At 72.2% G+C, this 12,681-nt stretch carries 13 protein-coding genes and 1 pseudogene; 5 read left to right on the top strand and 9 right to left on the bottom strand.

The annotated features are described in order from the left end of the window. Positions 1-323, bottom strand: a pseudogene (locus tag DLJ58_RS06435) (hypothetical protein); the annotation flags it as partial. A gap of 16 nt (positions 324-339) precedes the next feature. Between DLJ58_RS06435 and DLJ58_RS34470 the strand changes: the two are divergent. The 3 genes from DLJ58_RS34470 (at position 340) to DLJ58_RS06420 (ending at position 3,695) form a co-directional block, all read left to right on the top strand. After that, entirely contained in the window at positions 340-696 is a 357-nt protein-coding gene (locus DLJ58_RS34470) for a hypothetical protein (protein ID WP_244218813.1), read from the top strand. Positions 697-1,007: 311 nt separating this feature from the next. After that, complete coding sequence (locus tag DLJ58_RS06425; RefSeq protein WP_244218812.1) at positions 1,008-2,972, top strand: DEAD/DEAH box helicase; 1,965 nt, start codon at positions 1,008-1,010, stop codon at positions 2,970-2,972. 102 nt (positions 2,973-3,074) lie between these two features. Further along, positions 3,075-3,695: a putative glycolipid-binding domain-containing protein gene (locus DLJ58_RS06420; RefSeq protein WP_124854297.1), complete on the top strand. Its 621-nt coding sequence runs from the start codon at positions 3,075-3,077 to the stop codon at positions 3,693-3,695. Between the two features lie 98 nt (positions 3,696-3,793). On the opposite strand, the gene cds1 is transcribed toward DLJ58_RS06420, so the two are convergent. Genes cds1 through DLJ58_RS06405 form a run of 3 tightly spaced genes read right to left on the bottom strand, consistent with a single transcriptional unit; the run spans position 3,794 to position 6,257 of the window. Next, positions 3,794-4,885, bottom strand: coding sequence for an L-cysteine desulfhydrase Cds1 (gene cds1, locus DLJ58_RS06415; RefSeq protein WP_124854295.1), 1,092 nt, complete (start codon positions 4,883-4,885; stop codon positions 3,794-3,796). Between the two features lie 32 nt (positions 4,886-4,917). Further along, positions 4,918-5,748: an SDR family NAD(P)-dependent oxidoreductase gene (locus DLJ58_RS06410; protein WP_124854294.1), complete on the bottom strand. Its 831-nt coding sequence runs from the start codon at positions 5,746-5,748 to the stop codon at positions 4,918-4,920. Positions 5,749-5,798: 50 nt separating this feature from the next. After that, positions 5,799-6,257: an Lrp/AsnC family transcriptional regulator gene (locus DLJ58_RS06405; protein WP_091395696.1), complete on the bottom strand. Its 459-nt coding sequence runs from the start codon at positions 6,255-6,257 to the stop codon at positions 5,799-5,801. 270 nt (positions 6,258-6,527) lie between these two features. Between DLJ58_RS06405 and DLJ58_RS06400 the strand changes: the two genes are divergently transcribed. After that, entirely contained in the window at positions 6,528-6,794 is a 267-nt protein-coding gene (locus DLJ58_RS06400) for a BldC family transcriptional regulator (protein WP_007454516.1), read from the top strand. Between the two features lie 168 nt (positions 6,795-6,962). On the opposite strand, the gene DLJ58_RS06395 is transcribed toward DLJ58_RS06400, so the two are convergent. Continuing rightward, positions 6,963-7,592 (bottom strand): UbiX family flavin prenyltransferase, encoded by a 630-nt coding sequence (locus DLJ58_RS06395; protein WP_091395700.1) that lies wholly within the window; start codon positions 7,590-7,592, stop codon positions 6,963-6,965. A 159-nt stretch (positions 7,593-7,751) separates the two neighbouring features. Here DLJ58_RS06395 and DLJ58_RS06390 point away from each other — a divergent pair, with 159 nt between their 5' ends. Beyond that, complete coding sequence (locus tag DLJ58_RS06390) at positions 7,752-8,714, top strand: terpene synthase family protein (RefSeq protein ID WP_124854293.1); 963 nt, start codon at positions 7,752-7,754, stop codon at positions 8,712-8,714. Between the two features lie 23 nt (positions 8,715-8,737). Here DLJ58_RS06390 and DLJ58_RS06385 read toward each other — a convergent pair whose 3' ends face one another. From DLJ58_RS06385 to DLJ58_RS06370, 4 genes are all read right to left on the bottom strand, one after another. Next, positions 8,738-9,736, bottom strand: coding sequence for a DUF1648 domain-containing protein (locus DLJ58_RS06385; RefSeq protein WP_124854292.1), 999 nt, complete (start codon positions 9,734-9,736; stop codon positions 8,738-8,740). Beyond that, the gene (locus DLJ58_RS06380; protein WP_124854291.1) at positions 9,733-10,089 is read right to left on the bottom strand and encodes a GntR family transcriptional regulator; all 357 of its coding nucleotides are present in this window, start codon (positions 10,087-10,089) and stop codon (positions 9,733-9,735) included. The genes DLJ58_RS06385 and DLJ58_RS06380 overlap by 4 nt, the downstream gene beginning before the upstream one ends. A gap of 110 nt (positions 10,090-10,199) precedes the next feature. Next, entirely contained in the window at positions 10,200-11,111 is a 912-nt protein-coding gene (gene mqnP / locus DLJ58_RS06375; protein WP_124854290.1) for a menaquinone biosynthesis prenyltransferase MqnP, read from the bottom strand. After that, the gene (locus tag DLJ58_RS06370; RefSeq protein ID WP_124854289.1) at positions 11,111-12,571 is read right to left on the bottom strand and encodes a menaquinone biosynthesis decarboxylase; all 1,461 of its coding nucleotides are present in this window, start codon (positions 12,569-12,571) and stop codon (positions 11,111-11,113) included. The genes mqnP and DLJ58_RS06370 overlap by 1 nt, the downstream gene beginning before the upstream one ends. Between the last annotated feature and the right edge of the window lie 110 nt (positions 12,572-12,681).

Below are 12,681 nucleotides of genomic sequence, written 5' to 3'. Positions count from 1 at the left end.
ATTCCCGGCCCACCGACGCCGCCCGTCCCGAGCCCGCCGCTGCCGCCACCCGGTCCGCCGGTGCCGGCACCACCGGCCCCGCCCGGCCCGATGCCGGCACCGCCGTTTCCGCCGCCGCCGGCGATGACCGACACGCCCGGCGTACGGGCCAGCGCTCCGGTCTCCGCACCACCGGCCGGGTGGCCGTCCCCCGGTGGGGCGACCCGCCCGACGTCCGGTGCCGGATGGGCCGGGGCACCCGCCTCCGCGCCGCCGGTGGTGCCCGCGCCAGCGCTGCCGAGCTGGCCACCGTCCACCGCCGGGGCCCCTTCGTCGACCGGCAACAGCGGAAACTCCCGGGTGACCGCGTCAACGAGCCGCCCACCGGCTGGTTCCGCCCGACGGGAGGCTGCCGGTGCCCGTGGTGGGCGGCACGACGGTCGCACCGACCTGGCCGGCACCGTCTACGGCAACGGCGAGGGCGCCGGCTTCACCACTGTCGCGATACCCGCCAACGCGGTGGAGAACTCCGGCTCGCTGACCGGGCACATCCTGGCCCAGGGCTGGTCCGACACGCCGGCCGAGCGGTCCAGTAACGCCCGGGTGATGATCGTCCTGGCCGCCGCTCTGGGGCTGCTGGTGGCGATCAGTGTCATGGTCGTTCTGCTGGCTGGTGACGCCCTGGACGGTCTGGTGGGCAGCGTGCTCAAGGGGTGAGCCAGCGAGTGCCAGCGATGGTGAGTCCGCCCACTACGGTCGGTCAACCGGCTGGCGGCTTCGCCAGACCGCCGTACACTGGTTGAGATCACTGACCCGGCGCGCGTGGTGTGCGCCCCTGGGCGATCTTGCGGGCGATCCGGCGGTTCAGCCGCGGCAGGCCATCGCGAAGATGCGCCCCGCTCGAAAGGTTTTTGTTGACCACCTCTGCTGACCCCAGCACCGTTACGTCCGTTTTCAACTCAGTCCCGGCGACCGACACCGCCCGGGAGCAGCTCGACGTCCCGTCGATCGAGGCCGACACCGCGCCGGTGGCGACCGCGCAGGCCGAGCCGACCGAGACCGCCGAACCGATCAGCTTCGCCTCCCTCGGCCTGCCCGAGCCGCTGGTTCGCGCGCTGGCGCAGCAGGGCATCACCAGCCCATTCGAGATCCAGCGGGCCACCGTTCCGGACGCGCTCGCCGGCCGCGACGTGCTGGGCCGCGGGCAGACCGGTTCGGGCAAGACGCTCGCCTTCGGGCTGCCGATGATCGCCCGGCTGGCCCACCGCAACCGGGCCCGGCCGATGCGTCCGCGCGCCCTGGTCCTGGTGCCCACCCGCGAGCTGGCCATGCAGGTCAACGACGCCCTGGTGCCGCTGGGCAAGTCCGTTGGCATCTTCCTCAAGACCGCCGTCGGCGGCGTTCCGTACGACCGTCAGATCGACGCGCTGCGCCGCGGCGTGGAGATCATCGTGGCCACCCCGGGCCGGCTCGGCGACCTCATCGAGCGGGGCATCTGCCAGCTCGACGACGTCGAGGTCACGGTGCTCGACGAGGCCGACCAGATGGCCGACATGGGCTTCCTGCCCGAGGTGACCGATCTGCTGGCGAAGACGCCCGCGAACGGTCAGCGGCTGCTCTTCTCGGCCACCCTGGACGGTGACGTCGACGCGTTGGTCAAGCGGTTCATGACCGACCCGGTCACCCACTCCACGGCACCGTCCACCGCCTCGGTGTCCACCATGGACCACCACATGCTGCTGATCCCGCCGCACGAGAAGTTCCCGGTGGCGGCCTCGATCGCCGCCCGGGACGGCCGGACCATGGTCTTCGCCCGTACCCAGCTCGGGGTGGACCGGCTGGTCGAGCAGCTCGCGGCCGTCGGCGTACGCGCCGGTGGGCTGCACGGCGGCAAGACCCAGCGGATGCGCACCAAGACGCTCGCCGAGTTCCGTGAGGGCCGGATGAACGTGCTGGTCGCCACGGACGTGGCGGCGCGAGGCATCCACGTCGACGGGGTCACCCTGGTGCTGCACGTCGACCCGCCGAAGGACCCCAAGGACTACCTGCACCGCGCGGGGCGTACCGCCCGGGCCGGCGAGTCGGGCGCGGTCGCCACGCTGGTGCTGCCCAAGCAGCGCCGTACCACCCTGGCGATGATGGAGAAGGCCGGCGTCGCGCCGGCCGAGACCCGGGTCCGGGTCGGGGACGCGGCGTTGGCCGAGCTGGTCGGCGCCCGCGAGCCCAGCGGCGTCCCGGTCCGCGTCGAGGCGGAGCCCCGGGGCTACGGCGACCGCTCCGGCGGCCCGCGCCGGTTCGGTGACCGCACGGGAGGCGAGCGCCGCTACGGCGACCGTCCGCAGGGCGACCGGCGCTTCGGCGACCGGCCCACCGGCGAGCGCCGCTTCGGCGACCGCCCGCAGGGCGACCGGAGCTACAGCGACCGCCCGCAGGGTGAGCGCCGCTACGGCGACCGGCCCACCGGCGAGCGCCGCTTCGGCGACCGTCCGCAGGGCGACCGGAGCTACAGCGACCGCCCGCAGGGCGAGCGCCGCTACGGCGACCGGCCCACCGGCGAGCGCCGCTTCGGCGACCGCCCGCAGGGCGACCGAAGCTACAGCGACCGTCCGCAGGGTGAGCGCCGCTTCGGCGACCGTCCGCAGGGCGACCGGAGCTACAGCGACCGCCCGCAGGGTGAGCGCCGCTTCGGCGACCGCCAGCACAGCGACCGGCCGCAGGGCGACCGGAGCTACGGCGACCGGGACACCCGCGGCTACGGCGACCGGCCGCAGGGCGAGCGTCGGTTCGGCGACCGGCCGCAGTTCGGTGACCGCGACGGTCGGGGCGACCGACCGACCGGCGAGCGGCGCTTCGGCGACCGGGACGCTCGGGGTGGGTTCCGCCCGGAGAGCCGGGTCCGGGACGACCGGCCCCGCGACGACCGGCCCCGCGAGGACCGCCCGCGTGACGACCGGCGCGGTTTCGGCGGGCGACCGGCAGCGCGTACCCACTGATTGATCCACCGAACGCCGTCGTGAAGCCCAGGCTTCGCGGCGGCGTTCGCGCATGCCCTGCCGATACCGAGCAGGTCGCGTAACGTCCGGCTCATGCCGACCATGCCGAAGTCAATCTTCTGGTCCCGGACTGACACCGCCGGCAGCGAGCAGGTCCTGCTCGACGACGGCCACGGGTTGGCGGCCCGGGGCACTCTGCTCGCCGTGGACCCGATCCCGTGGACCGCCCGCTACCAGCTGACCACCACGCCGGACTGGGCCACCACCCGGGTCGAGGTCGAGGCCGAGGGTCTCGGTTGGCTGCGCCGGGTGACCCTGGAGCGGGCCGCCGGCCGCTGGCGGGTGACCACCGCCGAGCAGGGCGACCTGGACGCGGCCCTGGTCGCGGCCGGTCATCGCCGGGCCGGTCTGCCGGGTACGGACGACCCGGACCGGCTGGCCGACGCGCTCGACGTCGACCTGAGCGGTTCGCCGCTGTTCAACACCCTGCCGGTCCACCGGCTTCGGATGGCGGCCGAGCCGGCCGACGTGGCACACCGGATCACCGTTGCCTGGGTGCTGCTGCCCGGCCTGGAGGTGGTGCCGGCCGAGCAGATCTACACCGGGCTCGGGCCGGGTCGGGTGCGCTTCGCCAGCGGCACCTTCACGGCCGACATCGATCTGGACGACAGTGGCTACGTGGTGCGCTACCCCGGGCTGGCCGAACGGATCGACCCGCGCTGATCAGCACCCCGGCCCGGCGGGCCAGGGCCGGCCGATGGGCCTCAGGCGGACCGGGTGCCGCTGACCGGTTCAGGCGGACCAGGATCCCTCTGACCGGTTCAGGCGGGCCAGGTCCCGCTGGCCAGGAAGCGATCGATGGTGGCCAGGTGCGGGGTCAGGTCGAGGCCCTGGGCGGCCACCCAGTCGTCGGCGTAGTACGTGTCGGCGTACCGGTCGCCCGGGTCGCAGATCAGGGTGACCACCGAGCCGGTCCGACGCTCGGCGAGCATCGCGGCGATCAGGCCGAACGCTCCCCACAGGTTGGTGCCGGTGGACCCGCCCACCCGGCGGCCGAGCAGCGCCGATCCGGCGCGCATCGCGGCCAACGACGCCGCATCCGGCACCTGGACCATCCGGTCCACCACCGAGGGCAGGAACGACGCCTCCACGGTGGGTCGGCCGATCCCCTCGATGCGGGAGCCCTTCCCGGTGCGTACCGACCAGTCGGCGGCCAGCCAGGCCGGGTAGAACGCCGAGTTCTCCGGGTCGACGACGCAGAGCTTGGTGGCGAGCCGGCGGTACCGGGCGTAGCGGCCGATGGTCGCGCTGGTGCCCCCGGTGCCGGCGCCCACCACGACCCAGGCGGGGATCGGGTGCCGCTCCAGCTCCAACTGCGCGTAGATCGACTCGGCGATGTTGTTGTTGCCCCGCCAGTCGGTCGCCCGCTCGGCGTAGGTGAACTGGTCCATGAAGTGCCCGCCGGAGTCCTCGGCGAGCCAGCGGGCCTCGACCACCACGCTCGCCGGGTCGTCCACCAGGTGGCACCGGCCGCCCTGGAACTCGATCTGCGTGATCTTCTCGGGCGAGGTGGAGGCGGGCATCACCGCGATGAACGGCAGGCCCAGCATCCGGGCGAAGTACGCCTCGGAGACCGCCGTGGAACCCGACGACGCCTCGACGATCGTGGTGCGCGGCCCGATCCAGCCGTTGCACAGCCCGTAGAGGAACAGCGAGCGGGCCAGCCGGTGCTTCAGCGAGCCGGTGGGGTGGGACGACTCGTCCTTGAGGTAGAGGTCGATCCCCCATTCCCGAGGCAGCGGGAACGGCAGCAGGTGGGTGTCGGCGGACCGGTTCGCGTCTGCCTCGACGGCGGCGATCGCCTCGGTCACCCAGGTTCGGCTGGATTCGTCGCACCGGTCGAGATGAGTCACGTTCGGAAACCTAGCAAGCGGGCCAGCGGTGGTCAGCGCCGGTCTGGCGGCGTTGACCTGCGGTGTTGGCGGCGCTGACCGGCCCGGCCGGCGGCTCGGATGAGCGGGGTCAGCGCGACGGCCAACCTGGGCAGGGCGTCCAACAGGCGCACCTGCGCTCCCCGCCAGCGGGGCAGGCTGACCACCGGACGTGGCCGGCGGGCCAGCCGGACCGCCCGGGCAGCCACCTGCTGCGAGGTCAGCATCGATCCGGTGAACGAGGCCACCGCCCCCGGGTCGTCCAGCCGGTCGTGCAGCATCGGGGTCCAGATGCCGTCCGGGCAGAGGCAGGAGACGTGCACCCGCCGGTACCCGGCCATCCGCAGGTCGGACAGGGTGCCGAGGCTGAAGGCCAGCAGGGCGTGCTTGCTTGCCGCGTACACCGTCTCGCCGGGCGCGGCGACCAGCCCGGCCAACGAGACGACGTTGAGCACGTGGCCGTGGCCCTGCCCGCGCATCACGGTCAGCGCGGCGAGGGTGCCGTTCATGGCGCCGTGGGTGTTCACATCGAGCACCCGACGGCGGGTTGCGGCGTCGTGCTCCCACGACGCCCCGGTGACCAGGATGCCGGCGTTGTTGACCCAGAGGGCGAGTTCACCCCGGCCTGCCGCGTTCGCGGCGATGGCGGCGCAGGCCTCCTCGTCGCGGACGTCCAGGGCGGCCGACCAGCCGCCGAGCGGCGCAGCGGCGCTCTGCACCGCCACCGGGTCGAGGTCGGTGAGCAGCACCGACCAGCCGTCGGCGTGCAGGGCGGCGGCGATGGCCCGGCCCAGGCCGCCGGCAGCGCCGGTCACCACGGCCACGGGACGCGCTGGCGGGGTCATCGGCGCACGCTACCGCCGGCCGCCGGGGCGACACCAGGGGTACGCGGCGGTCAGGCCGCGGGCGGGCCGACGGGCTGGGGGCGGTTCTCCCACTTGGTGGAGAGCGCGATGGCGGTACGGGTGGAGGCCACCCCGGGCGTCCGGTTCAGCCGCACGATCAACTGCTCCAGCTCGGCGATCGTGCCGACCCGCGCCTTGAGCAGGAACGACTCCACGCCGGCCATGAAGTAGCAGGACTCGATCTCGGGCAGCACCCGCAGCGACTCGAGCATGTCGTCGCTGTCGGCACCGGAGTCCTCGACGATGCCGATCAACGCGGTGACACCCAGCCCGATCGACTCCGGGGCCACGTCCGCCCGGTAGCCCCGGACCACGCCGCTGCTCTCCAGCTTGCCGACCCGCTCGTGCACGGCCGGGGCCGAGAGGCCCACCTGTCGGGCCAACTCGGCGTACGAGAGGCGTGCGTTGCCGCGCAGCAGGTCGACGAGGCTCAGGTCGATGGCATCCACAGAGAGTGACCTTAACCGTTCACACGTAACGTGCGGCCTTCGGCACCCGTTGGACTGAGCGGTGAGTCACTGTTCATAAACCGCCGGTCAGGGCAGAGGTAGCACCAGTAACATTACTAACTCCCCACTCAGTGCATTTTTCGCGTTTGGGCGGACAGGCCATGTCCCTGGTGCTGTAATTGCCATACGTCCCTCATGACGGCTCTGGGCTACGCACCAGCCGGGGGCAGTGTGTTCAGCCGGGGGCTTCGTCGACGCGAGGAGGGGGCTGTGGACACTGGAGATCGCCTGCTGACACCGGGTGAGGTCGCCGCGCTGTTTCGGGTAGACCCGAAAACTGTGACGAGATGGGCGGCGGCCGGCCGGATAGGAAGCATCCGGACTCCAGGCGGGCATCGCCGGTTTCGGGAATCCGAGGTGCGAGCCCTGCTTGAGGGGGAGGGCATGCTGGACGAGGTGGATGAGGTCGGTAAACCACGCAACGTGGGGCCGGCGGCATCCACGGGGCCGGGTCCGGCCAACGCCGGCATGTACTGAACTGGTGCGGACAACGCCACGCGGACCGGACACCAGTCCGGTCCGCGTCCCGCTCCGGCGGACAGCACCGCTCGTGCTGAGCAGCACAGCGGTGCCCAGCGCGAGCGGACGACCCAGCGCGAGCGAACGACCCAGCACGAGCGGACGACCCAGCACGAGCGGGACGGCTCAGCTTCGGGCTGCGCCGAGCTGGCCGGACCACCGCCGGAACAGGGTGTGCGGGACGCCGAGCGCGTCCAGCACCTTGCCGGCCACGAAGTCGACCAGCTGCTGCGCGCTGGCCGCCGCGCCGGCACCGTAGAAGCCGGGACTGGCCGGCAGCACCACAGCGCCCGCGTCGTGAAGGGCGATGAGGTGCTCCAGGTGGCTGCGCGTCACCGGTGTCTCCCGGGGGACCAGCACCACGGGACGGCGTTCCTTGAGGTTGACCTCGGCGGCGCGCTGCAACAGGTCCTTGGAGAGCCCGATCGCGATGCCCGCGCAGGCGGCCGTGCTGGCCGGGACCACCGCCATCCCGCGTACCCGGTAGGAGCCGCTGCTCGGCCCGGCGGCCAGGTCGCCGGCCGGCCAGTGCCGCACATCCGCCGTGGTCAGGTCCCGATCCAGCCAGGCGGCGAGGTCCTCGGCCCAGTGCCCGTCACGGAAGGGCCGGCCGGTCTCGTCGAGCACTGTGAGTCGTGCCGCCCGGGACACGATCAGGTCAACCGGCTCGCCCGCGTCGAGCAGTCCGCCGATGACGGCCGCCGCGTACGGCGTACCGGAGGCACCGGAGACCCCGACCACCCATGGTTCCCGCATGCCCCCAGCCTGCCTGGTCCGGCCGGGCGCCGTGCCGTGGCCCCCGCCCTCGCCCGTCCGTCGTCCTCCCGGCCCACGACGGACATCATCGACAGCCGATCTCTGACATGCTCGGATGGGGGAAACCTCTGTGCAGCGACCGGAGGGACGGTACGACCCATGACGGTGGCGGCAGCCCGCGCACTACGTGCCGAATGTCCCCTTCCCTCGCGGTGCTCGCCGCATGCCGAGGCGACCCAGGAGTGGCTGGCGGGCTGGGTGCGCCGCTTCGACCTGCCGCTGGACGACGACGAGCTGTGTCGGCTGGACGCCGGTCGCATCGCCTGGTATGCGGGTCGGCTCTACCCTGACGCCGGCGCCGCCGACCTGCGTACGGTCGCCGCCCTCTGGACCTGGTTCTTCCTGCTCGACGACGCCTGCGACGGACCCCACGGCGCGAGCGGCGCGGACGTCGCTGCCCTGCGGGACGGCGTGCTCCGCGTGCTGCGCCACGGCCCTGGCGCCCGCACGGCGGGGTTTCGGGGACCGCTACGCCGGATGCTCGCGGACGCGTGGCAAGCGCCGCGTGCCCGGATGCCCCCGCCCTGGCAGCAGCGCTTCGCCGACGCGGTCGCCCACCACCTGGAAGGCGACCGGACGGAGGCGGAGAACAAGACCAGGAGCCACGTCCCTTCTGTCGCCGAATATGTTGCGCTGCGCCGGGCGACCTCGGCGGCGTACGTGTCGTACACCATGATCGAGTTCGTCACCGGTCACGCGCTGCCAGACCCCGTCTACCACCACCCGGCGCTACGGGCGCTGGCCGCAACCGGCAACGACCTGCTGTCCTGGTTCAACGACCTGGTGTCGTTGGAGAAGGACCGCGTCATCTCAGGCGGGCACAACCTGGTGCTGGCCATCGCGAGGGAGCAGCGCCTGCCGGACGAGCGGGCCGTGGAAGCGGCGGTGGATCGCTGGCGCACGGCGATGGGGCGGTTCATGGAGCTGCGGGCCAGGATCCCGTCCTTCGGCCCGGAACTGGATCCGGCGGTGGCCGCGCACGTGGAGGGGGTCGCCCGCTCGGTGCGCGGCACGATCGACTGGTCGCTGGAGAGCAGTCGATATTCGGCGTCCCGGAGCTGACCCCGGGGGGGTGGGCTACCGGGTCAAAGGGTCCGCCGGTGACGGTCGGCGAGGGTGTTGAGCAGGGCGGCGGCGGTGCCGGCGTCGGCGACCGTGACGACGATCGAGCGCCCGCCGGTCCGCTCGACGAGCAGACCCTCGCCCGCACGCAGGACGATGCCGACCCGGCCGCCGCGGCCCACCCGCCAGCCCCAACCGCCGAACTCGCGCAGCGGGTGAACCTGGACAACGCTGGCGCGGAGCACCTCGTCGAGGGGGACGTGAGTGCGCGGCCAGCCGGCCGACGACCGGACCAGCAGGCCTGTCTCGTCGACCCGGACGGTGAAGGCGAACATCGCCACGAAGACCCCGACCAGCAGCGCCGCGACGATCAGCAGACCCCACACACCGCTGACGACGGCGAGCGCGACCAGGACGACGATGGCCACCGCGCCCAGGGCGATCCCCGGCCCGGCGCCGGTGTGCCCGATCCAGACCGCCCGTTCGTTCGGTGCCAGGGGGACGCGGGAAGCCTCGGGCGAGACGGGGGCGTCGGCCGGCTGAGGCGGGTCGCCGGGCAGGAGCAGGCCGACGAGCACGGCGGGGACGAGGGAGGCAACGGTCGCCAGGGTGAGTGCGCCGCCGATTCCGCCGGCCTCGCGCGCGTCGGCCAGACCGAGCTGCACGTGCAGTGTGCCGAGCTGGAGGAGTGCCAGGAAGAGCGCCAACCAGATGGTGGTCCCCGCGCCGATGCGGCGGCTCGCCGCCGACTGCCCCCACAGCGTCGTGACCGCGCCGAAGCCGAGCACCAGGAGGGCGCCCGAACCGAAGCCGGCCCAGAGGAAGGCACCGAGGGACATGAAGCCGTCGGGGCTGCCCTGGGCTCCCCAGTGCGTCGCGACCGGATCGGGCAGGTCGCCACGCCAGGAGAGGGCGACGGCGGCGGCCAAGGCGAGGATCGCGAGCCCGCAGGTGGTGACCGCCAGGCCGACGAGACGCATCCGCTGGCGCTGGGCACGGGCAGGCTCGGTGCCGGTGGTCATGATGAGAACGCCTCCTTGAGGAGTGTGGCGGTGGCTTCCGGGGAGAAGCGCAGGGCACGCGCCTCGCGCACCACCTCGTCGATGGCGGCCAGCAGCTTCGCGTGGTCGGCCGCGGGTCGGGCGGTGACGATCGCGCCGCGACCCCGTCGGAGCTCGATCAGCCCGTCGTCCCGGAGCAGTTGATAGGCCCGGAGCACGGTGTGCACGTTGAGGTCGAGCGAGGCGGCGAGCTCGCGGGCGGCGGGCAGCCGCTCACCGGGTTGGAGCACACCCTGGGCCACGGCGAGGCGTACCTGCGTGACGAGCTGGGCGAAGAGCGTCTCATCCAGCGAGGGGTCGATGCGGAAGAGCATGCGTAAAGGCTACTTGTTCTAGTGTTGATAGAACAAATGCCCGGACGGAACGCCGACGGCGGCGGTGCCGAAAGCACCGCCGCCGCCTGCCGCCGCCACAGCGGCCAGGACTAGCCGCGCAGGCCGAGCCGCACCACAAGATCGAGCAGGGCGAAGAGGAACAGCGCGATGCCGACGAACCCGTTGGCGGTGAAGAACGCCCGGTTGACCTTGCTCAGGTCGGTCGGCGTGACCACCAGGTGCTGGTAGCCGAACGCCACAGCGGTCAGCGCCAGCCCGATCCACCAGAGCCAGCCGAGACCGATCAGCGCACCGAACCAGATGAACAGGGCGAAGGTCACCACGTGCGCGACGGTGGACGCGTGCAGCGCGAAGCGCCGACCGTACCGGGCGGGCACGCTGTGCACGCCGATCTCCCGGTCGATCTCGGAGTCCTGGCAGGCGTAGATCAGGTCGAAGCCGCCGATCCACAGCCCCACTGCCACGCCGAGCAGCCAGGCCGGCCCGGAGCCGTCCAGGGTGCCGGTGACCGCCAGCCACGCGCCGACCGGGCCGACCGCCTGGGCGATCCCGAGGATGGCGTGCGGCCAGTTGGTGAACCGCTTGGCGTAGGGGTAGACGACCAGCGGCACCACGGCGAGCGGCGCGAGCACCAGGCAGAGCGGGTTGAGCAGGGCGGCGGCGACGAGGAAGACCACAAGTGCGACGGCCGCGCCGGTCCAGGCCGTCCGCACGCTCACCGCTCCGGTGACCAGTTCCCGACCGGCGGTACGCGGGTTCCGCGCGTCGATCTTGCGGTCGAGGATCCGGTTGGCGGCCATCGCGAACGTCCGCGCCCCGACCATCGCCACGGTGATCAGCAGCAGGTCGAGCCACCGTACCCGGCCGCCGTTGATCTGCATGGCGGCCAGCGCGGAGAGGAACGCGAACGGCAGCGCGAAGACGGAGTGCTCGACGGCGACGAGCTTCAGGAAGGACTTGGTCCGGCCCGGCGTCGCGGCCGGTGCGTCGAGGACGGCCATCAGATTCCGTACTCCTTCCAGCGCTTGTCGACCAGGGACGTGACCTCGGGACTCATGCTCATCCCCTCTGGCCAGCCGCGGGTGTAGCCCTCGGTGGGTAGCTTGCGGGTCGCGTCGACGCCCGCCTTGCCGCCCCAGAACTGCTGGTACGACGCGTGGTCGAGGTGGTCCACCGGGCCCTCGGTGAGCAGCAGATCGCGCGAGTAGTCGACGTTGCCGAAGGCGCGGAAGGCCACCTCGTTGTAGTCGTGCACGTCGCAGTCCTCGTCGACGATCACGATCAGCTTGGTCAGCGACATCATGTGCGCGCCCCAGATCGCGTTCATCACCTTCTGGGCATGCTTCGGGTAGCGCTTACGGATCGACACGATCGCGCAGTTGTGGAAGACCCCGGCGGCGGGCAGGTTGTAATCGACGATGTCCGGGATCAGGAAGCGCAGCAGTGGTGCGAAGATCCGCTCGGTGGCCTTACCGAGGCCGTGGTCCTCCTGCGGCGGCTGCGACGTGACGATCGAGTGGTAGACGGGGTTGCGCTGCATGGTCATCGCTTCGATGTGCATCACCGGGAACGGCTCGACCGGCGTGTAGAAGCCGGTGTGGTCACCGAACGGGCCCTCCGGCAGTCGCTCGCCCGGCTCGATGTAGCCCTCCAGCACGATCTGCGCGTGCGCCGGCACCTGCAGCGGCACGGTCAGGCAGTCGACCATCTCCACCCGCTCGCCGCTCAGGAAACCGGCGAACAGGTACTCGTCGATGTCCGCAGGCAGTGGCGCGCTGGCCGAGTAGGCGACCGCGGGGTCGGCACCGATGGCGATCGCGACCGGCAGACGCTGCCCGAGCCGCTCGGCGACCGCGTGGTGCGCGGTGGAGTTCTTGTGGATCTGCCAGTGCATGCCGATGGTGTTGTGCGAGTGCTGCTGCAGGCGGTAGAGCCCGAGGTTGCGCTTGCCCGTCTCGGGGTGCTTGGTGTGGGTCAGCCCGAAGTTGTGGAAGATCCCGCCGTCGCCCGGCCAGACCTGCAGCCCGGGCAACCGGTTGAGGTCGACGTCGTCGCCGCGGTAGACCACCTGCTGACAGGGGGCCGTCTTGACTTTCTTCGGCGGCATGGACTTGAGCTGCATGACCTTGCCGAGCCCGCCCATCATGCCCGAGAAGCCCTGCGGCAGTTCCGGCTTGAGCATCTCGCCGATCCGCGCGCCGATCTCGTCGAGGTTCTCCACCCCGAGTGCCATCGCCATCCGCTTCTCGGTGCCGAACAGGTTGATCGCCACCGGCATCTCGCCCCGGGTCGGACGCTCGAAGAGCAGCGCCGGGCCGCCGGCCCGCACCGTGCGGGTGACCACCTCGCTGATCTCCAGAGTCGGGTCGACCGGGACGTCGACCCGGCGCAACTCCCCCGCGCGCTCCAGCGCCGCGAGGAAGTCCTTGAGATCGGTGTACGGGAAGCCACGAGCCGCCATGTCACCCAGTCTCCCGCACCGGCTCCCCCACGCCCCAAGCCGGGTGCTGTGACGCTCGCGATCGCCCCCTGTCAGCGGCCTGTCTCTTATACACCTCTGACGCTGCCGAC

Origin of the sequence: Micromonospora arida, from assembly GCF_003857035.1 — a bacterium.
Taxonomy (GTDB): domain Bacteria; phylum Actinomycetota; class Actinomycetes; order Mycobacteriales; family Micromonosporaceae; genus Micromonospora; species Micromonospora arida.
This window is presented reverse-complemented; position numbering and strand designations above follow the sequence as displayed.